We start from the raw sequence: 20674 nt of genomic DNA, 5'->3' as shown, positions 1-20674 counted from the left end.
TGGACAACCAACTAACACCGTTAGGGAGTGTGATGGAGGAGTTGACCCCCCGGCGCAAGAGGCTCGTGCTTGCCGCCCTGTGCGCCACGATGTTCATGGCGATGCTCGACAACGTCATCGTCAACATCGCCCTGCCCCGCATCGGGCAGCAGTTGCACAGCGGTGTCAGCGGACTGCAGTGGGTGGTCGAGGGCTACAGCCTGGTCTATGCCGCCCTCCTGCTCACCGGCGGCACGCTCGGCGACCGGTACGGCCGCAAACGGATCTTCCTCAGCGGACTGGCGCTGTTCACGGCAGGATCGGCGGCCGCGGCACTGTCCGGGTCGATCGGCCTGCTGATTGCCGCACGGATGCTGCAAGGACTCGGCGCGGCACTGCTCACGCCGGGCAGTCTGTCGATTCTGCGGCACGTCTTCACCGACGAGAAGGAGCGGGCCCGGGCTGTCGGGCTCTGGTCCGGCGTCTCCGCCGTGGGCCTGGCGATCGGCCCGGTCCTGGGCGGGCCGATGGTGGACGCGTTCGGATGGGCCAGCGTGTTCTGGATCAACGTTCCGATCGGAGCGGCAGGGCTGGTGCTTGCCGCCCGGGAACTCCCGGAGTTCGCAGGCCGGGCCCGGCGAGTGGACCTTCCCGGCCAGTCGCTCTCTGCGCTGGGCTTCGGCGCCCTGGTCTACGCACTCAGCGAAGGACCGGCCCGCGGCTGGACCGACACCCGCGTCCTGGCCCTCGCAGCGGCGGCGGCAGTAGCCCTGCTGACCTTCGTCGCGGTCGAACTCCGCACCACGGACCCCATGCTCGACCTGAGCTTCTTCCGGGACCCGGTGCTCAGCGGGACCGCGTTGAGCGGATTCATGGTCAGCTTCGGCGTCTTCGGTGCGTCGTTCTTCTTGCCGTTGCTCATGCAGGATGTGTTGGGCTGGGCACCGTCGAACGCGGGGGTGGCAGGGCTGCCCATGACCGCGATGATCGTTGTCGCCGCGCCGCTGTCCGGCACACTCACCGCGCGCTACGGTCCCCGGATACTTTTGGTGACCGGCCTGGCCCTGTGTGCCGTGGCTCTCGGCGGCCTCTCCTTCTACAGTGAGCACGCCCGCTACCCGCAATACCTGTGGGTGTTGCTCACGATGGGAATCGGCATGGGGATGACCTTCACGCCGGTGTCCATCATGGTCATGCAGCGCGTCCCTCTCACCCAGGCCGGTATGGCCTCTGCGACCCTCAACATGCTGCGCGAGATCGGCGGTGTCGTCGGCGTCGCAGCCCTGGGAGCCGTCCTCACCAGCCGCCTGGCCGCCACATTGACCGGATCGCTCGATCGGCTCGACGTTCCCCCCGGCACCCGCCACAACATCGCCGACTCGGTCGCCGGCACGGGAGCAGACACAACCCTGGTCCTGCCCGCACCCGTCCATGACGCCGTGAACACCGCGTTCATCGAAGGGCTCCATCTGGCACTGCGCTGCGGCGGCGCGGCCATGGCCACCGCAGCTGTGCTCGTAGCTGTCCTCCTCCGCTCGGCACCGGGCCAGGCCACCGCGCCCGCCGGCGAACCGACACAGCAAGACGAACCGGCCTACCAGTAAGAGGAGGACAAGCGGGGGATGGGGCGGGCGACGGCGGTGGCCGTGGTGCTGGACGAGGCCACCCGCAGGTGGCCGGAGCGGACCGCCGCATCCGCATCCGGGCAGGTCCGCCAGGTACTACGGGCCAGGATCGTGCTGAGCGCTGCGGACGAACCGACGAACGGCCGCGCGGCCGGATCGCCGCTGCCGCGAGGGGTGGCGTAGGGGTGCTCGGTCGCCCAATTGAGCAGTGCCAGGAGCGGCAGGGACGCGCCGAGCACGGTGACCGCCCACCAGCCCCCGGCGCGGTAGGCGAGCGTGCCGAGCTGCGACCCGAGCGCACCGCCGGCTAAGAAGATGGCGATGAAGACGCTGTTCAGGCGGGCGTGGGCGCTGGGATCGAGCTGATATACGACGTGCTGGCCCAGGATCAGCGTGGTTTGGACGGCGACGTCGAGCAGGATCGCGGCGAGGGCGAGGAGCGCGATGTTGTGCCCGCCGAAGCCGGCCGGCAAGGCCGCGAGGGCCCCGAGCAGGAGCGCTGCCACGGTCATCGGGCGGCCCAGACCGCGGACGGCCCAGCGGCCCACCAACGGTGCCACGGCCACGCCTCCGGCTCCGACCAGTGCGAAGAGGCCGACACCGGATGCCGGGTAGCCGAACGCAGGGCCGGTGAGCAGGAAGGAGAGCGTGGTCCAGAAAGCACTGAAGGATCCGAAGACCGCCGCTTGGTACAGCCCGCGCCGCAGCAGCGCGGGGTGTGTGTGGACCAGGCGCACGGTGGAGCGCAGCACGTGATGGTACGACAGGTCGGTGGTGGGTGCGTGCTGCGGCAGGGCGAGGTGCAGGGCGAGCGCGAGCAGCGCCGTCAGGACGGCCGAACCGAGGTAGACGACCCGCCATCCCGCGGCGCCCGCCGCCAGGCTGCGGAGGGTGCGGGAGAGCAGGATGCCGGTGAGCAGCCCGGCCATCACCCGGCCGACGATCCGGCCACGGGCATGGTCGGGTGCCAGGCTCGCAGCGAAGGGAACCAGGATCTGGGCGACGACCGAGGTGGCACCGCTGACCAGCGAGGCGAGCAGAAGGATCGGGAAGCCGGTCGCCGCGCTGGCGACGGCCATGGCGAGGCTGGTGACGGCGAGCAGCAACGCCACCAGACGCCGCTTCTCGACGCGGTCGCCCCGCGGCACCAGGAACAACATGCCGAGCACGTAGTCGATCTGGGTGACTGTCACCAGCGCCCCGGCCGTGGTGGTGCTGACCTGGAACACCCGGGCCGGGTGGAGAGCAGGGGCTGGGCGTAGTACAGGTTCGCGACCGTCATGCCGGTGGAGAGGGCGAGCAGCGCCACGAGCCAGCCCGGAACGCCCTCGCGGGAGCTTCGCAGCGTGGGGCCGACCGGGGCAGGAGCGGTTGCCGGTGTGGGGGTGGGTTGGGTGGCCGTGGCTACCTCCTGAGGCACGTGCGCTCCGGGCTGGAGCCGGCCTTCGCCGCGGGGCCGGGACCGTCGCCGGTCGGGCGTGCCAGTTCGACGTCCTGGTCGATCGCCTTCGGCGCCCGTTGACGTTCAGCCTAGGAAGGCCCAGTGGATCGGCTTGCCCGACGGCGCACCCTCTTGGCACAGTCCGTGCACTCGTTGCCCGGCGAGGGGATCCCTTGGAGCCTCGGCGGCGGTGGGGTGCGGCATCCTCGCCGGCTGCTGCGCGTCTGAGCGGCCCGGCTGGCAGGATGGCTTCATCGCTCCTCGGCAACTACGCCCTGACCTCGCAGAGCAGGAAGCAATGTGTCCGCACCTTCGGCTACCCGCTGATGCGCCTGGTGGCCGTCGTCGAGTGCGGGACCCGCGCCCTTATGCGCGCGGCGTTCGGGCCCGACCGCTTCGGCGAACTCAGTCGGCGTCTGCTCGGGGTGCGTGCTGGGCGGTTCATGGTCAGGGGGTTGACGTCTCCTTGATGATTTTCTCGAGGAGTGCCACGGTGTCGGCGATCGGTGCTGCCACCAGGCTGATGCGGTCCATGACGGACATGTAGGTGTCGACGTCGGTGCGTTTGTCCAGGTAGAGGGCGCTGGAGAGTTGTTCGAGGTAGACGATGTCGGGCAGGTCCGGCACGGGGAAGCGCAGGATGGTGACCGGGCCGCCTGCCGCGGCGTGGCCGCCGACGTGGAACGGCAGGATCTGGAGCGTGACGTTGGGCAGGGCGCAGGCTTGGATGAGGTGTTCGAGCTGGGCGCGCATGACCGCGCGGCCGCCCAGGGGCCGGCGCAGGGCTGCCTCGTCGATGACGGCCCACAGTTTGGGGGCGTCGGGTCGGGCGAGGTGTTCCTGCCGTGTCATCCGCAGGGCCACGCGGCGCCTGGTCTCCTCCTTGGAGGCGTTCGGGAAGCCGAGTCGGGTGACTGCCTCGGCGTAGTCGGCGGTCTGTAGGAGGCCGGGGATGAACTGGACTTCGTAGGTGCGGATGAGGGAGGCGGCTTCCTCCAGGCCCAGGTGCGTTTCGAACCACGGGGAGAGGATGTCGCCGTACTGGCGCCACCAGCCGGGCGTGTTGGCCTGCCGCGCCAGTTGCAGGAATTCCTCGCGCACTGCGGCGTCGTCGACGCCGTAGGTGGTGAGCAGGTCGGCGACGTCGCGTTCCTTGAAGCCGGTCCGGCCCAGCTCGAGGCGGCAGATCTTGGCGTCGGAGGCGCGGATCACCGCACCGGCTGCTTCGCGGGTGATGTGGCGTGCCTCACGCAGGCGCCGCAGCTGGGCGCCCAGAACGATGCGCTGGACCGTGGGGCCGCTCGATTCGCGGGCGCGGAGAACCGCGGGGGCCGGGTCGCGGTCCGCTTGAGGTGCGATCATGCCTGGTCCCCCTGGGGCTGCCTGCGGCCCGTCGCCTTCGTATCCATGGTCGCCGTACGGCCACTGGGCCGACCGGTCCTCAGAGCTGCGGTGCTCAGGGCTGGACGTAAAACTTTAGCAGTCGATGGCCCCCGCTTGCGGCGGTTGCCCGAGTCGCCGAAGCCAGGGCCCTGCAGCGGACGGGTGGATGCCGTCGGTGCGGCCGCCGGGGTCGACCCGGTTCACCGGCCCGCGAGGAAGGCGTCGAAGTCACCGTCCCGCGCGCCGTGGACGAACGCGGCGATCTCGGCACGCGTGTAGATCAGCGCCGGGCCGCCGGGGTGGCGGGAGTTGCGGACGGCGATGCTGCCGTCCGGGAGTTCAGCCAGTTCCACGCAGTTCCCGCTCGGGTTGCTGCGCCGGCTCTTGCGCCAGGCGACCCCCTCCAGCTCGGTGGCCGGCATGCCGTTGCTGACGTGCTGCATCTGCGCCTCTCAATGGTGAAGCCGGCGGCCCGGCGGACTGCGCCCGGCTCATCAACCCGGCTTCTCCGCGGGCCCCGTGGACCGTTCCTGCGAGGTCACCTGCGGTCGGGACCCAGGGCGGTGTCCAGGTCCGCAGGGCCCGGCGCCAGAGCCTAGCATGATCATATGAAATTGCATCTGCAGTTACAGATGCACTTGCAGTTGCTGTGGGAAGTGGAGCACGATGCTCAAGAGCAAGCGAGGTGTGCGCACGCGTTCGCCGTGGAGCCCAAGGAGTGCGATGCCCGTAGACCCAGCCGCCCGACTGCTCCGGTTCCCAAAGGCCGACACGGTCTGGGACTGGGTGCCCCAGGCCGCGGGCAGAACCGGACCGCAGGATGCGCGGCAGGAGTGCTGCCCCGGCCCTCCACGCCTGGACCGCTCCACTGTCGACCGGCGCTCCGCGCTCGCGTTACCGATCGGGCCCCCATCGTCCTCTACCGCACGGGACTTCACCCGCACCACACTGCACCAGTGGGCATTGGACGACCTGGTCGACGACGTGGCCATGACGGCGTCGGAACTCGCGAGCAACGCACTGCGCTACGGCCAGGACCCCTGCGCGGCATACACCTCGCCGCCCACACTCTGGCTCGGGACCTGGGCACAGCACTCACACGTGCTCTGCGCGGTCTCCGACTCCAGCGATCACGCCCCCCAGGTCAAGCAACCCGACTGCCTCGCGGAATCCGGGCGCGGCCTGCACGTGATAGCCGGCCTCAGCGATGCCTGGGGATGGACACGGCGCACCGGCGGCGGCAAGGTCGTCTGGGCACGATTCCACAACTGCCCCCTGCGCAGCGCCTCGTGACCACGAATCAAGCAACCGCCCCACTGCTGCGGGCACTACGATCAACCAGGACACGCCGCGCAGCCGCGCACCACGGACGGATCCGGTGGCGCGTGCGCGCCGCACACCAGCACCAGCGGGAGCGTATATGAGCAGCCAGGAGCGGGACTTCCCCTCGATCGACCCCAAGGGGTCCCCGCCGGAGCTCGACGTCACGATCCCGCACTCGGCCCGGATGTGGAACTACTGGCTGGGCGGCAAGGACAACTACGCGGCCGACCGGCAGGCCGCCGAGCAGGTCATGGCGGTGTTCCCGGGCATTGTCGACGTCGCCCGCGCCTCGCGGGCGCTGCTGGCCCGGGTGGTCGCCTACCTGGCCGCCGAGGCGGGCGTCCGCCAGTTCCTGGACATCGGCACCGGCCTGCCCACCGCCGACAACACCCACGAGGTCGCCCAGGCCATCGCCCCGCAGTCGCGGATCGTCTACGCCGACAACGACCCCCTGGTATTGGTGCACGCCCGCGCCCTGCTGACCAGCAGCCCCGAGGGCGCCACCGCCTACATCGACGCCGACGTGCGCGACCCCGACACGATCCTGGCCGAGGCGGCCAAGACCCTGGACTTCACCCAGCCGGTGGCACTGGTGATGCTGGGCATCCTGGGCAACGTGCCGGACTACGAGCAGGCGCAGGCGATCGTGAAGCGGCTGGTGGACGCCGTGCCTTCGGGCAGCTACCTGGTCGTCAACGACGGCACCGACACCAGCACGGAGCGGGTTCAGGCCACCGACCGCCACAACGAGGGAGGTGTCGCCACCTACTTCAACCGCAGCCCCGCACAGATCGCCGGCTACTTCCAGGGGCTTGACCTCCTGGAGCCCGGCGTGGTCTCGGCCTCCCGCTGGCGCCCCGAACCCAACCCGTTCGGCGAACCCCCGATCGTAGACGCCTACTGCGCAGTCGCCCGCAAGCCCTGACCCTCATGATCCGAGCCTGCGGAAAGTGCCGCCCCCGCAGGACGGTGGCTCTGTCGGTGAGTGCCTTGGGGCCAGGGCAGCAGATACTCGGGGCCGGTGAACGGATGAAGGGAGCGTTGCCCCTGCCGAGAATGCCGTCCGTGCAGATCAACCGGCCTGCGACCGTTGCCGAGCAGCACGGTCGATGATCATGCCGCACGGGCGGCCGGAGATCGGGGTGCGTTTCCTGGCCGCCCTCTCGACCCGATCGCCCGGCCCGTGAACGGTGCCGTGCGCCTGCTCCGTCGCAAGGCCGCCGACGTCCGCGGCGCGGAAAGCTTCGTCGGCGAGGCCCTCGCCATCGCACAGGAGGCCGGCGGCATGGGGATCCGCCTGGTGCGCGCGGACAGCAAGTTCTACACCGCCGACATGGTCGCCGCCTGCCGCCGGGCCGGTACCCGCTGCTGTGCACTCATGTACCCCCAGGGGTACATTGCGGCCCGTGCGCCTGGCAGAGTTCCTGCCTGTCAGGCCGACCTGCCCAGCAGTTTCGCCAACCGGGCCGCCACGGCCTCGGCGGTGCCCCGGGCGTAGCGGGAGTTCATCGCCTCGTAGGTGCACCGGTCGTAGCTGTCGGTGTCGGCCATGTACTTCGCCCCGCCGTTGACCATGGTGGCGATCCAGGTCACCGGTGCCGTGGAGGCAGCCTTGACGGCCAGCCCGGTGCGCACGCCCAACTCCGCCTGCAGGCCTGCGATCGCCAGGTCGCCGATGCGCAGCAGGGTGATGACGGCGTGGGTGCGCCCGTCCGAGCGGTACGGGTAGCTGCGGGTCGGGCACAGGGCGTGCAGTTCCGGTGGTGGGACCTGTGCCTCGACTGTGATCTGTTCGCTGACCACGCCCAGTGGTCGGCTCAGGCTGCCGGTGGTGATGGCGTCGGCAGTGCGCAGGGCTTCCTGCGCCAGTCGCGATCCCAGCGCCGCGAGCAGTACCCGGGCGGCGGCCGGGTCGCTGGTGGTCAGGTAGGGCGCCTGGTCTCCGGCGGCGCCGGGCAGGAACAGAGCGACCGCGCCGTCTTCGCGCAGGTGCTCCTCCATCTCGCGGCAGGCGGCCCCGGCCAGGTCTGCGCTGACCTCGCGGGTGGGGCTGTGCGCCGCCGGAGACTGCATCACCGAGGACTGGACCGCGTAGTTCATCAGGAGGGCGATCGGGCGACCGTGCTCGTCGTCGATGCGCAGGACGGCGACGGTGTGGTCGCTCGGGCCGCCGTCGTCGGAGCCCAGCCACCAGCCTTCGGGGGTGCGGACGTCCCGGTTGACGTTCACCCGGCACACCCCGTCACCGGTGCCCAGCCGCGCCGGGCGCAGGCCTTTCACCGCGTCCTCGGCGGCCCGCTGTACGGCATCGTCGACGGCGCGGCTGAGCAGGGCGTTGCGTTCGGCCTCGACGCCGGTCAGCCGGTCGGGAGGGAAGACGTGGGGTGCGGAGAAGGTGTGGCTGGCCACCACCAGGCAGTGTTCGTACGGTGCGCCCGTGGCCTGGTGCAGCAGCGTGAGCAGGCGGGCCAGCTGGTCCTCGAAGACCGAGGTCTGGTCGACCACGGCGAGTGCGACCCGGGTGGTGCCGTCGTCGAGCGCCAGCACTCGGGCCGACAGCGGATCGTGGACGGTGTGGAAGCCATCGAGGGGCAGTGCCTCGGCAGGGATGGCGATCGGTGAGCGGCCGGCTCCGGCGCGCAGGACCGCTGCGGCGGTCGGGCAGGTCACCGCGTGCTCTCCTCTAGCAGGGCGAGGATGCCGCCGACGATGGTGTCCTCGGCGTGTCCGCGCACGATCGGGCATCCGCGCACCGAGTGCACGGGTCGGTCGAAGCGGGCGTCGTCCGCGATGTAGCCGATGCGGTCGTTGGCGATGGAGACCAGCAGTGTGTCCGCCAAGGGCGAGGCCTCGCGCAGCCGTTCGCCGATCTCGGTGACCACCTCGCCGGACACACCCGCGAGTGCGATGTCGCCGATCCGGATCAGCGCCAGGCGCAGCGGCACGGTCTCGGTCCGCTGCTGGCGCATGCTCGCCATGACGTCCACCCCGGCCTTGCACGGCAGGTGGACCGTTCGCTGGCCGGCGCTGATCGGGGCTGTGGAGGAGCCGCGGGTGATGCCTTCGGCGACCCGGACCGCCTCCGCACCGACCATCAGGCCCTGGGCCTCCATGGCGCGGTAGGCGCGTTCGGCCTGCCGCGCGTCCGGTGCCGCTCCGAAGGGCAGGCCCAGGTCGACGCGGGGTGCCTGGTCGCCGATGGTCCCCGGCGTCCACAGGCAGACGGCCTGCTCGTCGAAGTGGTCCTCGACATGGCGGCAGGCGGCACCGGCGAGGTCGGCGCTGACCTCGCCGGTGCCGAGCACGACGGTGGGGTGGACGGAGTAGTTGACCACGAGTGCGATCGGCCGACCGTCGAGCCCGTCGAAGCGCACTACCCGCACCGCCTTGTCGCAGGGGCCTTCCGGATTGAAGCCAAGGATCCACTCGCCGTCGGAGTACACCTCGCGGTTGATGTTGACGTCGGCGCTGCCGGTCGCCGTGCCGACCGTGGCCGGGCGGGCCGAGGCGCGGGCGGTGCGCAGCGTTTCGAGCATCGCGTCGTAGACCGTGGCGGTGTAGGCCAGGGACTGCTGCGAGCCGGCGTGGGCGAGGGCGCCCGGGCTGACGTCGCCGATGCGTGGGGCGCTGTGGGTGTGGGTGGCGGTGATGACGATGTGGTCGAAGGGGATGCCCAGCTCCGCCTCGATGCGTCGGCGCACCGGGGTCATGTCGCCGGCCTCGACCAGGTCCAGGCTGATCAGGGCCACTTCGGTGGTTCCGTCGTCGGCCACCAGGGCGCGCAGGTGGATCGGGTCGTGGACCCGCTCGAAGGGCCGGCCCATGGGGTGCAGACCGGTCAGGTCCTGCGGGGTGATGTCCGTCCTGGCCGCGCCGACGCGCAGTCGGGCGGCCCCGGTGGTGGTGCCCGCGCTGCCGCCGCGGGCGGGGGTCGGGTCGGGCTTGGTGGACAAGGGTGGCTCCTGGGTGCGACGGCTGCCGCCTGGGCAGCCGGTTCTGTACGTGGTCGGAACGGGCTGGGCCGGTGGGTTCGGCCGGGGGAGGGGGCGTGGCGCCTCAGTGCGAGGAGGCGCGGACCGGGCCGGGGAACGGAGGTGCGGCGTCCGGTGGAAGGGCTATGTCGAAGGCGTTGAGCAGCATGGCCAGTGCGGTGAAAGTGCCCAGGCAGCCGACCAGGTCCACCAGTGCCTGCTCGCCGAAGTACTCGGCGGCCCGGTCGTAGAGCTGGTCGTCGACGCAGTGGCCGTGCAGCAGCTGCTGTGCGAAGCGGTGCAGCAACTGTTCGTCCTCGCGCGCGAAGCCGGGTTCTTCGCCGCGGGCGAACCGGGAGAGCGCCTCGGCGTCCACCCCGGCCTCCTGGGCCTTGCCGACATGCGCGTTCCAGGAGTGCCCGGCCTCGAAGGCCCGGGCCGCCTCCAGCAGGGCCAGCTCCCGCAGGCGCGGCGGCAGCGAGGACTCCTTGATGCAGTAGCTGCTCAGTTCCTCCATGCGCACGCCGAGCCCCGGGCTGCGCAGCAGGACCTGGAAGGGCCCCTGGGCACCGCCGGGCCGGGCCGACAGCTGCGCGCGCGGCGCCTGGTGGCCGTTGGGTGCCGGCTCCTCAAGGGGTTTCAGTCGCAAGACGCTCTCCTGGGTTCGTTGCGTGAGCGCCGATCGGCGCCGGGGGGGCTGGGGGACCGCACGTGCCGACGGTCATCAGGATGTGGTGCGGGAGTACGCCGAGGGAAATGGCGTTCCCCTATGTTCGACATAGCGGATCCCGATGAGGTGCCGCCACGGCCCGTGCGCACGTTCCCCGGGTGCCCTTGCGGTTCGCAGCACCGGCGCTGAGCAGGGACTAAGGCCTGGGTCCGGGCTGCGGCCGGTGGCCGAACACGCTCCGGGGACACCCCTGGCCGCCCCGTTCAGGCATATCTTGCGCAGTCGGAACCTTGCGTCCCCTGCGCCGCGGGTGGCACGGTCGTCGCAACCCGGCCCACCTGGCCGCGGACCGCTTGCCCGGGTATCCGCCGACGAACCCGTGAGCGCCGCGCCACCAGACCAGGTCCGTCGGGCAGCACCGCAGGGCCCGTGCGAGGCACTTCGGCGTGCCTTCCCCGTGCCGGGGGACCGCTCATCCGTAGACGGGTGCCCGCCGCAGACGCCCCTTCGGTCCCGCACGCCGTCCACCGTCGCGCCACCCCCAGGGCGTCTGTCATGAGCCCTGGAGGGCCGACGTGTCACTGCCCGAACGTGCCCATTACCATCCACCGATTGATCGAGGAGACGAGTTGACAATGATGTACACCTCAAAGACCCAGCGCCGACGTGCCGCGGTCGCCGCCACGGCGCTCGCGACCGCCGTGTTCACCGCCGCCTGCTCCAACACCATGGGCAGCGCAGGCAGCGGCAGCACCGCGGCGAGTGACAGCGGCTCGCTGTTCGGCGGCACCGCGGTCACCGGCGTGACACTGACGCTGTGGCACAACACCGCAGACCCGCAGGCACTCCTCGACCTGTACAAGGCCTATGAGAAGGCCTCGGGCAACACCATCCAGCTGGTGGACATCCCGGCGAGCACCTTCCCGACCACCGTGCAGACCAAGTGGGCCACCGGGGCCCGGCCCGACCTCCTGGAGTGGCACGGCAACCGCACCGACCTGCTCTCGCTCAACGGGTCGCAGACCATGGTCGACCTGTCCAGCATGGCGTTCGTCGCCAAGGAGGGGCAGTTGGCGACGCTCTCCGGCAGCCTCGGCGGCAAGACGTACGCCGCAACCATCGGCATGCCCACCGTGTTCGGCCTCTTCTACAACAAATCGGTCCTGGCCAAGGCCGGACTGTCGGTCCCGAAGACCTACGCCGATCTGGCCGCCGACTGCACGGTGCTCAAGGCCAAGGCCCCGGGCGTGACCCCGCTCTACGAGGCGGGCGCCTCAGGCTGGCCCCAGCAGGTGCTCTCCTCGTTCGACTACGTGGCCCAGTACAACGCCGGAAATGCCTACGCCTCCTCGATCCTGGCCGGCAAGGCCAGGCTCAACGACTCCAGCGGCCCGTTGGTCACGGGGCTGCAGGCGTACTCCGCCCTCAAGTCAGCCGGCTGCTTCAACTCCGACGCCGCCACCGGCACCTGGGAGACCTCGCTGAAGGAGGTGCTGTCGGGCAAGGCCGCCATGGTCGCCAACGGCTCGGACAGCATCCCGATGCTGGACGCCGACGCCAACGGCGACACCGCCGCAGTCGACTCCGCCGTCGGCTTCACCGGCGTCTCGGCCACTTCCGCGGTCGCCGGCTACGCACCCAGCCCGCTGGGCACCTACTACGTGCCCAGGACCGGCGACACCAACAAGGAGCGCGCCGCGATCCAGTTCATCGACTACGTCACCGGCGCCGGCTACGGGGCCTACATCAAGGCAGCCGGCACCATACCGACGCTGTCCGGCACGGCTACCCCGACGATGCAGGGCCTGATGCAGGAAGTCGACAAGGCCTACAAGAGCGGCGCCACCCTGACCTGGAACTCCCAGGTCCCCGGCTCGGGCAACTTCGGCCCCGAGTCCGGCAAGCTGCTGGCCGGCCAGGAGAGCGCCCAGGCGGTCGCCGACAAGATCCAGGCCTATTACACCCAGGCCTCCGCCGCCGCCGGCAACTGACCTCCCCGAACACGGACCACATGATGAGACCACCGACGTCCCCCGCGCGCGCTCTCCGCCCCGCGCGGACCGCACAGCCAGGCGGCCTCGCCGGCGACGCCGCGCTCCCCGAGACCGGGAGCGCGGCCCCCGCCCGACGCGGCCGCACACTCTTCCACTACCTCTTCGCCCTGCCGTCGATCCTGCTCGTGCTGCTCTTCTTCGTGATCCCGTTCGTCGCCAACGCCGTGTTCGCCTTCACCCGGTGGACCGGCTACAGCACCGTGATCAGCTGGGACGGACTGGCCAACTTCCGGCTGCTGCAGCAGCTCGGCGTGCTCAGCCACGCCACCGAGGTGACCGCGTTCTACGCCGTGACCTCGATGGCCGTGCAGAACGGGGTGGGCCTCGCGCTGGCCGTCGCGCTGCAGCGCAGCAACCGGGTCAACTCCTTCTTCCGGTCGCTGTTCTTCGTCCCGGTGCTCATCTCACCGCTGGCGGCCGGCTACATCTGGAGCGCTGTGCTGAGCCCGGACGGGCCCTTCAACGCCGTCATCTCACTGATCGTCCCGGGCGGCTTCCACTACGCCTGGCTCGGCCACAACCTCTCCGCGCTGGTCTCCGTCGCCTGCGTGGACGCCTGGAAGTGGACCGGACTGGTCACCCTGGTCTACATCGCCGGCCTGAACCGGATCCCGCGTCAGATATCCGAGGCCGCGCTCCTCGACGGTGCCGGCCCCTGGCGGCGCTTCCGGTCCGTCACCTTCCCGCTGCTCGCCCCGGCGCTGACCTTCAATGTGGTGATCACCCTGGTCGGCGCATTCAGCGCCCTGGACGTCGTCTTCTCCACCACCGGCGGCGGCCCCGGCGACGCCACCACCGTCCTCAATGTGGCCCTCTACAACCAGTACGGCCAGAGCTTCTTCGGCCTGGCCAGCTCACTCGGATTCGTGATCACTCTCATGGTCGTACTCACCGCCGTCCCCCTGATCAGCTGGCTGCGCCGACGGGAGGTGCAGATGTGAGGGCGCACACGCGCACCTGGCTGCGCTGCGGTCTGCTCGGCCTGTTCGCCGTCCCGTGGATCGGCATCCCGCTGTGGATGCTGCTGGTCAACTCCTTCAAGTCCCAGGGCGACTCCAGCGTCCTCTCCCTGGACCTGCCCACGAACTGGGACCTGGTGCAGAACTACCGCACCGTCATCGACCGCGGCTCCTACGTCACCGGCCTGACCAACAGCCTGCTGGTCGCCGTGCCCACGATCCTCGCGGTGCTGCTGTTCGGCTCGATGGCCGCCTGGTCCTACGCGCGCTCCAGCTCGCGCTCGCTGCGGGTGGCCTACTACTGCACCACCCTGTCCGTCGTGCTGCCGCCGGCCATCATCCCGACCGTGTACGTGCTCACCCAACTGGGCCTCAACGGCTCGCGGCTGGGCTATCTGCTCACCATCACCGGGACGCGGCTGGGCGTCGTGGTCTTCCTGGCCACCGGGTTCATCCGCACCCTGCCGGTGGACTTCGAGGAGGCCGCCGCCATCGACGGCGCCGGCAAATGGCAGATCTACTGGCGGATGATCCTGCCGCTGCTGTCCCCGGTACTGGTCACCGCCTCGGTCATGCTGATCATCTCGGTCTGGAACGACTTCTTCTTCGCCCTGTTCCTGCTGCAGGGACCGGGCCGCTCCACGCTCCCGCTGACGCTGTTCCAGTTCGCCTCCACCTCCACCCACGGAGTCGCCTGGAACCTGGTGTTCGCGCACGTCGTGCTCTCCAGCCTGCCGCTGCTGGTCGCCTACGCGTTCCTGCAGCGCCGGGTGCTCTCCGGTCTGACGGAGGGCGGGGTGACCGGCTGACGTACGGGGACCGGTGCGCGGGGGAACTGACGGCGACACGGCAGCGGCACCGCGGGGTGTCGCCGTCAGGGCGTGCCCAACGCGGCGCGCAGCTCGCCCCGCAGCCAGCGCAACCCCGGGTCGCTGTTGCGGCTGGGGTGCCACAGCATCGACTCGGTGAAACGGGACCCGTCGTACCCGGGCACCTCCCGGATGGTGAAGGCGCCGGCCCGCGAGGCCCGCTCGGCCACTCGCCGGGGGAGCAGCGCAACCAGGTCGGTGTCCTGGACCAGCCAGGGGAGGTGCGCCCACTCGTCGGTCAGCACGACGACCCGCTGGCCCACCCCCAGCCGGTCGATCAGTTGGTGGGCGATGGTCGGGGCCCCCGACCTGCGGCTCACCCCGGCATGCCTGAGCTCGGACAGGATCTCGGCGGTCAGCTCGGCCTGCGCCGCCACGGGATGGCCGGAGTCGAGCAGACAGACGAAATCGTCGCTGAACAGCTTCTCGCTCTCGGCCGGGACGCTGAAGCTGAGCGGTGCGATCACCAGATCGGCCTCCAGCAGGTCGCGCTCCGCGAAGGCGTCCTTCAACGCGCAGAACTGGACTGACAGCGTCGAGGAGCTGTCGCTCAGCCGGGCACTCAGCGGACGTCCGATCACCCCGGTCGCATAGCCGGAGCAGGAGATCACGAAGCGGCGTTCGCTGGTCGCGGGCTCGAACCCGGCCCGGGTCCGGAACACGCTCTCGGCCGCGGTGAGCGCCTCGGTCACCAGCGGCAGCAGCCGGTGCCCCAGCGGCGTCAGCTCATAGCCCGCAGTACCCCTGACCAGCAACTCGTCATCGAAATAGCGTCGCAGCCGGGCCAGGTAGGAGCTCATGGTCGGCTGGCTCATATGGCACCGCTCGGCGGCCCGGGTCACATGCCGCACCTCCAGCAGCGCATGCAGCGGCATCAGCGCGTTCATGTCGAGGCCGCTGAGATCCATGCCGCCTCCAGACGAGTCCGATCCACCGTTCGCGACTGTGACCCTAGCGCTGACCGGCCCAGATCCAGGCGGCGGCCCCCGGCCCACCGCTCCCGGGGCTGCTCTGGACGGCTGAGGTCGCGGACGGGTAGCGGTCACTGCTTTCGGGAATCGAGGGCGGACCGGGTGCCGTCCTAGACTTCGTCGCCCAATCACCCCGGCAACGGATCAGGCGATGACCAACTAACGCGCCCAATGGCAGTCTTGCGGCGTCACGAGCCTCCCCATTTCACGTTCCCCTACGGATTCGCCGCGAACCGGCTGCATATCGCCATGACGAGAAGAGAACGTGAGATGGAGCGACCCTTGCTCGCGGCCAGGACGCTTTGCAGTCAGTATGCCGTCGTCTGCGATTCCAGGTAGTCCCGCAAGAAGGCGTACCTCGCCGTGCTGTCCGCCGCACCGATCGGCTCGAAAGCGGCGCCGAGTTCCATGGAGACCGGCTTGCTGGTCCGCAGCGCGGGCCAGGCGGGCAGTGAGTCGTGTCCCTGGCAGTTGGGGTTGCCAGTGGCCGCGAAGTTCGCGACGTAGGAGGACATGGTGTCGGCTGCGGCGTAGTCCTGGACCGTCCACGGCCGGTCGGTGCCGGACAGGCCGCCGAAGATGTAGTAGAGATCGGACCCGTGGTAGGCGCCGAGAACCGAGGAGTCCTGGGCGGGCGTGATCGGGTTGGTGGTGTCGATTCCGGGCGGGGCCTGCGTCCACCAGTAGGCGTAGACCGGGCTCTGGGCCCGCGCGGCGAGCCTGAACTGGGTTCCCCACAGGAAGGTGGAGACGCGCTCCTCGTCGTTGGGCGTAGGCGCAGTACTGCTGAGCCGCCTCTGCGTCCGTCGAGGCCGGGTAGAGGGCCAGGAACTGCTCGGCCCGGTCGCCGAAGGTGCCGGCGGCGAAGCTGCGGTAGTCGGCCACGGTCATCGTCAGTGTCGGCGAGGCCCCGTTCTCGTCCCTGCAGTTCCCGGTCAGGACAGGTACGTCGGTCTCCATGCCGGGATGCATCGCCTCGGTGTAGCTGGCCGGCAGCACATATCCGTCGAGGACATTACCGAAGTCGGTCGCGTCGCTCGGCGCATCGGGAGCGAACGTCCGGGCCACGATCTCGCCGGCGGACAGTGCCCGCAACTCGGCCACCGAGGAGGCGCCCAGGTACGAGGCGAACGCGGAGCCGGTCGCCTCGGCGGCGGCCAGGGTCGAGTATCCACCCGCCACATGGCCCAGCGAAGGGTCCTTGGTGTACTGCACCCCGGACGAGAGCAGCGCCCGCTGGAACAGGCCACGGGCGAGTCGGGAGATCATCAGGATGTTGGTGAAGGAAGAGCCGTGCGACCAGCCGGCCAGGGTCACCCGGTCCGGGTCACCGCCGAAGGCGGCGATGTTGCGCCGCACCCACTGCAGCGCTGCGACACTGTCCAGCACGCCCCAGTTGCCGGAGGCGTGGTGGCCGGACTCCGCGCTCAGCTCCGGGTGGGCCAGATCGCCGAAGGGTCCTACGCGGTGGTTGAAGGTCACCACCACGACGCCCTTGCCGGCCAGGGTGGCGCCGTCGTAGATCGGCTGGCCGGACCACATCGCAGAGTTGCGTCCGCCGTAGATCCAGACGAACACGGGTCGGCGCTCGTCCTGGTCGGCGGCGGCCGTCCACACATTGAGGTTCAGGCAGTCCTCGCTGAGCTCCGGCACCTCGGCGGGCGGAATGCCGTCCACCGGTTGCGGGCAGGCGGGCCCCCAGGAGTCCGCAGCCCGGACGCCCTTCCAGGACGGGGCGGCCTGCGGGGGCCGCCACCGGCTCTCCCCAGCGGTCGACGCGGCGTAGGGGATCCCCTTGTAGACCGTCACGCCCCTGACGGCGGCGGGGACGCCGCTCACCAGACCGGACGCCGTACGCACCGCGCCACGCTCGCCGCCCCCACCCGCGGAGGCCGAGGCACTGTCGGCCCCAAAGCCGCTCAGAACCGCCCCGCTGACGGTGACGCCCACGGCGCCCCCGAGGAAGCCCCGACGCCCCAAAGGCGGGGCGCCGTGGTTGGCCGGGTGGGCGTGGTCAATATCGCGCAAGTTCATCGAGTCTCCCGGAGATAGGCGGAGGGCCGCATCGCGGGCACAGCGCTGTGCCCGCTCCCGCCTGCGGATGGATCGGCCTCATGCTAGGTATCGAAAGACGTCCCTACCTATGACCGTGCAGCATCCGATCCGGAATACTTAGCCTTCGAATATTGCTCGGCGCTCCCCTGATTGAGATTCATATTCCGGAACTATCAGTCGATTCTGCACTGTGGTCCCTCGACGCTGTCGCCAACGATGACGGCTTTGCACACGCAAGGACGACGAACAGATTCTGCACACCTCGGTTCCTGTCACCGCCCGGATTCACCTTTTCGGGGACGAAGCCGCGAGGACGCGGACGGCAACGCTCTGCCACTGTGGAGTGATGAGCCGACCCGACCTGAGGGTCAGCCTGGACGAGGCCACATGGCGTGGATTGTTCGCGCTCGCCGAGCTTCACCACACAACCCCGGAACGCATGGTGAGGGGTTGGACGGAGAGCGAGGACGCTGGGCCAAGCTCGGCGCGCTGCCGCGCGGCACTGCCGTGGACACGCTTGCACTGTCTGCCTACACGGCGCTAGGCGGCCCGGAGTTGACCTTCGGCAGTGGCGAGCGTTGGACGCTCCGCTTCGCCGACTCTGCCAACCGCAATGCGAACATCGGCATGCTGCGCGAGCACGCCGCTCCGCGTTCGAAGTGACGGTGACGACGGGGTTGTTGGCGCGTTTGGGTGACAATGGCATATACCCGTGGAAAATGTCGGCCTTTCTCCACCTGGTCTCTTATGCTGCGGCTAAGGCACGTGTCCACAGGGCAGCTTGCACTTGGGAGATGCTTACTCATGTACGGCCAGCTCGCTCGGACCGGCATCCCGGCGCTCGCCCTTGGCCCATTGTTCGTTTCCGTCTGGGCCGTCGGCGCTGGGCGGTGGGTGACATTCGTCATCTCGCCGCTGGGTTCACTGTTCAACCTCTACACCTGCTCGATCCTGCAATACGCAGGACTGGCCACCTTCCTCAAACCAGGTGCTCCACACGCCAGCAGGTCGAGGTCGGCCTCGATACCGAAGAGGGGGCAAGCATCTCCCGGCGTCGTGGACGCGCTGTGCCGTTGAGCCCATGCCGTCGCACCTTCCCCGGCCTCAGCGGGCCAAGACGCCCTGGCCGGGCGCGGCAGGCTGGGCCGACCGCCGCAGCCGCCCGCACGAGAGCCACCACGGCCGCTGCGGAGCCCTCGTAAGGCGCGCGCGAATCGCCCCGGAACCGGCCCGATGCATGCCGACCGCGCGTGCACCGTCGAACCAGACCCATTCCGGGCCACGTGCACTGAGTTCACCGTGCGCAAGTCGCCACACGCCATTACCCATCGCCCAGTCCGGGACGTGCGGCGCGTCCCGCTCATTTGTCGATTCCTGGCGCCCCTGAATACGGACGGATTTTCTAATGCCTTCTAGCCCCCGCAAAGACAGCGCGCACGACCACGACGCACCGACGCTTCCCCTGCGCCGGCCCGGCGTGGTAACGACGGGCTTGGTGGTGCTGGCGACCCTCGTGGGCGCGCTACTGGCGCTGACCCCCACATCTGCGTTCGCCGAATACGATCCTGGCCACCGGCTCACCGACCCGCCGGGGATGTTCACCGAAGCCACCATCACCGCCATCGGCAGCGGTCGGACGGTGTCCGGATTCGAGGCGCCTGCCTCGTTCGATCCCCTCCAGGGCTACCCCGCCGCCATTCCCAGCGGTTCCACCGCCCATGCCAGCGGATATGCCGGGACCATCCAGATCAAGGACCCGATCACCGGACGCGCCGGCCTGACCTACTGCATCGATATCAACACCGAGACCGAGGTGGGGGTGAACTACCGGCTCGACGACTGGAACGAGGCCAACGTTCCCAACCTCGGCTACATCGAGGACATCCTCAGACACTTCTACCCCACCACCGGCCAGCCCGCGGCGGCTACCACCGATGCCGACCGGGGCGCAGCCGTGCAGGCATCCATCTGGTTCTTCAGCGACAAGTACATCCTGGCAACCACCAGCCCTGTCCGCGCCCTGACCAAGGCCATCGTCGCGCAGGCGCTGGCGGACGGGCCGGGCGCAGAGCCTCGGGAACCGCACCTGACGGTCACACCCGCCGAGAAGCCAGCACCGTCCACCGGGGAACTCGTCGGCCCCTTCACCGTCGCCGCCGACGGCCCGGCCACGCTGCGCACCACCGGGGTAGAGGTCTTCGCCGATGCCCAGGGCGCCACGCAACTGCACGACGGTGACGAAGTGCAACCCGGCGCGCGCCTTTGGGCCCGCAGCGCCTCCGCCACCACCCCGCAAGGCTTCGTCCTCGAACGTGTCACCACCGTGCTGGCAGGCACCGTCCTGCTCTACGACGGCTCCAACCCGAGCCTGACCAAAGCCCAAAAGATCGTCCTCGCCCAGCAGACCCAACTGGTCGCCCGGGCCGGGGCCGTGCTGCATCCCTTCGCCGCCGGCGCTCTGAAGGTGACCAAGGTGATCCGCGGCGATGCGGCAGGCCTGCAAGGACCCATCACCATCCATGTGAACTGCCGGACCCCCGAGCCCGACCTCGACCAGCACCACCGGATCTCCCTGCCCGCCGGGGCCCCGGCCGGTGACCACTCCAAGCTCATCACCGGGATTCCCGCGGGCAGCACCTGCGCCCTGACCGAACCGTCCACCGGTGACGACGCTCTGGTCGACCTCGCCCATGCGCCGGTGTTCGTACCCCAAAGCGTCACGATCGAGGCAGATGAGACCCGGCAGGCCACCGTCACCGACACCTACCAGCGAGGGCGCGGCGCGCTGCAGCTTGCCAAGACGGTCACCGGCCCCGGGGCCGGCTGGCAGGATGCGATCGGGCTCGACGTGGCCTGCACCGACCTCGGCCGCACCGGCCACCACCATCTCACCCTCGCGGCAGGAACTGCGGCCGGCACCCACCGCCTGCCCACGATCAGCGGTATCCCGGCCGGCTCGCGCTGCACGGCGACCGAGACCACGTCCGGGGCCAACGATCGTGTGGCTCTGCAGACCGCAGTGTCGATCACGCCGCCGGGCGTCACCATCCAGGACGGCGTTACCAGCCTGATCACGATCACCGACCGATACGTCAGGCGCGGCCAGGCAGGCACCAATGCGGGCACCGAGGCGGGCACCGAGGCCGGACGCCTCGCCGCCACGGGGCTGTCCATGCCCCTGGCAGTACTCGCCGCACTCAGCGTGGCCATGCTGTTGATCGGGTGCGCCGCCGTTACCCGTCGCCGACCGCGCCGCCGCCCATGACCGGTACCGCGCCCGAGTTGGCGAAGACATGCATCAGCAACGGGGCGGCTGCGCCGGCTCTCCACAAGTCCTCTCAGGCGACCGTATCGATCGTGCTCCCGCAGGTCCA

Annotated in this window: 18 protein-coding genes and 1 pseudogene; 10 read left to right on the top strand and 9 right to left on the bottom strand. The window is 70.0% G+C overall.

The features are described from left to right. The first annotated feature begins 32 nt into the window (after positions 1 to 32). Positions 33 to 1583, top strand: a complete 1551-nt coding sequence (locus ABH941_RS37075) for an MFS transporter (RefSeq protein ID WP_370135096.1) — start codon at positions 33 to 35, stop codon at positions 1581 to 1583. Here the strand turns inward: ABH941_RS37075 and ABH941_RS37070 are convergent. After that, a complete protein-coding gene (locus ABH941_RS37070) occupies positions 1574 to 2833 on the bottom strand; it encodes an MFS transporter (protein ID WP_370135094.1) in 1260 nt (419 codons plus the stop codon). The genes ABH941_RS37075 and ABH941_RS37070 overlap by 10 nt on opposite strands. 457 nt (positions 2834 to 3290) lie before the next feature. Here ABH941_RS37070 and ABH941_RS37065 point away from each other — a divergent pair, with 457 nt between their 5' ends. Next, positions 3291 to 3515, top strand: a complete 225-nt coding sequence (locus ABH941_RS37065; RefSeq protein ID WP_370135091.1) for a hypothetical protein — start codon at positions 3291 to 3293, stop codon at positions 3513 to 3515. Here the strand turns inward: ABH941_RS37065 and ABH941_RS37060 are convergent. Then, complete coding sequence (locus ABH941_RS37060) at positions 3493 to 4407, bottom strand: helix-turn-helix domain-containing protein (protein ID WP_370135089.1); 915 nt, start codon at positions 4405 to 4407, stop codon at positions 3493 to 3495. The two genes, ABH941_RS37065 and ABH941_RS37060, sit on opposite strands and share 23 nt — an antisense overlap. A gap of 221 nt (positions 4408 to 4628) precedes the next feature. Beyond that, complete coding sequence (locus tag ABH941_RS37055; RefSeq protein ID WP_370135086.1) at positions 4629 to 4871, bottom strand: DUF397 domain-containing protein; 243 nt, start codon at positions 4869 to 4871, stop codon at positions 4629 to 4631. A 280-nt stretch (positions 4872 to 5151) separates the two neighbouring features. On the opposite strand from ABH941_RS37055, the gene ABH941_RS37050 reads away from it, so the two are divergent. From ABH941_RS37050 to ABH941_RS37040, 3 genes are all read left to right on the top strand, one after another. Continuing rightward, complete coding sequence (locus ABH941_RS37050) at positions 5152 to 5721, top strand: ATP-binding protein (protein ID WP_370135084.1); 570 nt, start codon at positions 5152 to 5154, stop codon at positions 5719 to 5721. Positions 5722 to 5848: 127 nt separating this feature from the next. Further along, positions 5849 to 6676 carry an SAM-dependent methyltransferase gene (locus ABH941_RS37045; protein ID WP_370135082.1) on the top strand — a complete coding sequence of 276 codons (828 nt, stop codon included), beginning with the start codon at positions 5849 to 5851 and terminating at the stop codon, positions 6674 to 6676. A 258-nt stretch (positions 6677 to 6934) separates the two neighbouring features. Then, on the top strand, positions 6935 to 7249 hold the full coding sequence (locus ABH941_RS37040) for a hypothetical protein (RefSeq protein ID WP_370135079.1): 315 nt from the start codon (positions 6935 to 6937) through the stop codon (positions 7247 to 7249). Here the strand turns inward: ABH941_RS37040 and ABH941_RS37035 are convergent. The 3 genes from ABH941_RS37035 to ABH941_RS37025 all read right to left on the bottom strand — a co-directional run bounded on the left by ABH941_RS37035 (position 7183) and on the right by ABH941_RS37025 (position 10371). Then, positions 7183 to 8421, bottom strand: a complete 1239-nt coding sequence (locus tag ABH941_RS37035; RefSeq protein ID WP_370135077.1) for a hypothetical protein — start codon at positions 8419 to 8421, stop codon at positions 7183 to 7185. The genes ABH941_RS37040 and ABH941_RS37035 overlap by 67 nt on opposite strands. Beyond that, on the bottom strand, positions 8418 to 9704 hold the full coding sequence (locus ABH941_RS37030) for a neutral/alkaline non-lysosomal ceramidase N-terminal domain-containing protein (RefSeq protein WP_370135073.1): 1287 nt from the start codon (positions 9702 to 9704) through the stop codon (positions 8418 to 8420). Before ABH941_RS37030 ends, ABH941_RS37035 begins: the two co-directional genes overlap by 4 nt. Before the next feature lie 103 nt (positions 9705 to 9807). Continuing rightward, positions 9808 to 10371, bottom strand: coding sequence for a carboxymuconolactone decarboxylase family protein (locus ABH941_RS37025; protein ID WP_370135071.1), 564 nt, complete (start codon positions 10369 to 10371; stop codon positions 9808 to 9810). A 656-nt stretch (positions 10372 to 11027) separates the two neighbouring features. On the opposite strand from ABH941_RS37025, the gene ABH941_RS37020 reads away from it, so the two are divergent. The 3 genes from ABH941_RS37020 to ABH941_RS37010 are packed head-to-tail and all read left to right on the top strand — an operon-like array spanning position 11028 to position 14214. Next, a complete protein-coding gene (locus ABH941_RS37020; protein ID WP_370135068.1) occupies positions 11028 to 12383 on the top strand; it encodes an ABC transporter substrate-binding protein in 1356 nt (451 codons plus the stop codon). Between the two features lie 23 nt (positions 12384 to 12406). Further along, positions 12407 to 13387, top strand: a complete 981-nt coding sequence (locus tag ABH941_RS37015; RefSeq protein WP_370135065.1) for a carbohydrate ABC transporter permease — start codon at positions 12407 to 12409, stop codon at positions 13385 to 13387. Further along, a complete protein-coding gene (locus tag ABH941_RS37010) occupies positions 13384 to 14214 on the top strand; it encodes a carbohydrate ABC transporter permease (RefSeq protein WP_370135062.1) in 831 nt (276 codons plus the stop codon). Before ABH941_RS37015 ends, ABH941_RS37010 begins: the two co-directional genes overlap by 4 nt. A 65-nt stretch (positions 14215 to 14279) precedes the next feature. Here the strand turns inward: ABH941_RS37010 and ABH941_RS37005 are convergent, their stop codons facing one another. The 3 genes and pseudogenes from ABH941_RS37005 to ABH941_RS36995 all read right to left on the bottom strand — a co-directional run. Continuing rightward, entirely contained in the window at positions 14280 to 15182 is a 903-nt protein-coding gene (locus tag ABH941_RS37005) for a LysR family transcriptional regulator (RefSeq protein WP_370135058.1), read from the bottom strand. Between the two features lie 371 nt (positions 15183 to 15553). Next, entirely contained in the window at positions 15554 to 15904 is a 351-nt protein-coding gene (locus tag ABH941_RS37000) for a carboxylesterase family protein (RefSeq protein ID WP_370135161.1), read from the bottom strand. A gap of 292 nt (positions 15905 to 16196) precedes the next feature. Then, positions 16197 to 17279: pseudogene (locus ABH941_RS36995) on the bottom strand (carboxylesterase family protein); the annotation flags it as partial. Between the two features lie 471 nt (positions 17280 to 17750). On the opposite strand from ABH941_RS36995, the gene ABH941_RS36990 reads away from it, so the two are divergent. Next, positions 17751 to 17963: a hypothetical protein gene (locus ABH941_RS36990; RefSeq protein WP_370135055.1), complete on the top strand. Its 213-nt coding sequence runs from the start codon at positions 17751 to 17753 to the stop codon at positions 17961 to 17963. 742 nt (positions 17964 to 18705) lie between these two features. Continuing rightward, positions 18706 to 20565, top strand: coding sequence for a thioester domain-containing protein (locus ABH941_RS36985; protein WP_370135052.1), 1860 nt, complete (start codon positions 18706 to 18708; stop codon positions 20563 to 20565). The last annotated feature ends 109 nt before the right edge of the window (positions 20566 to 20674 follow it).

Origin of the sequence: Streptacidiphilus sp. EB103A (genome assembly GCF_041261405.1) — a bacterium.
Lineage (GTDB): Bacteria > Actinomycetota > Actinomycetes > Streptomycetales > Streptomycetaceae > Streptacidiphilus.
Note: the sequence above shows the minus strand (reverse complement) of the source record. Positions and strands in the feature narration are given on the sequence as shown.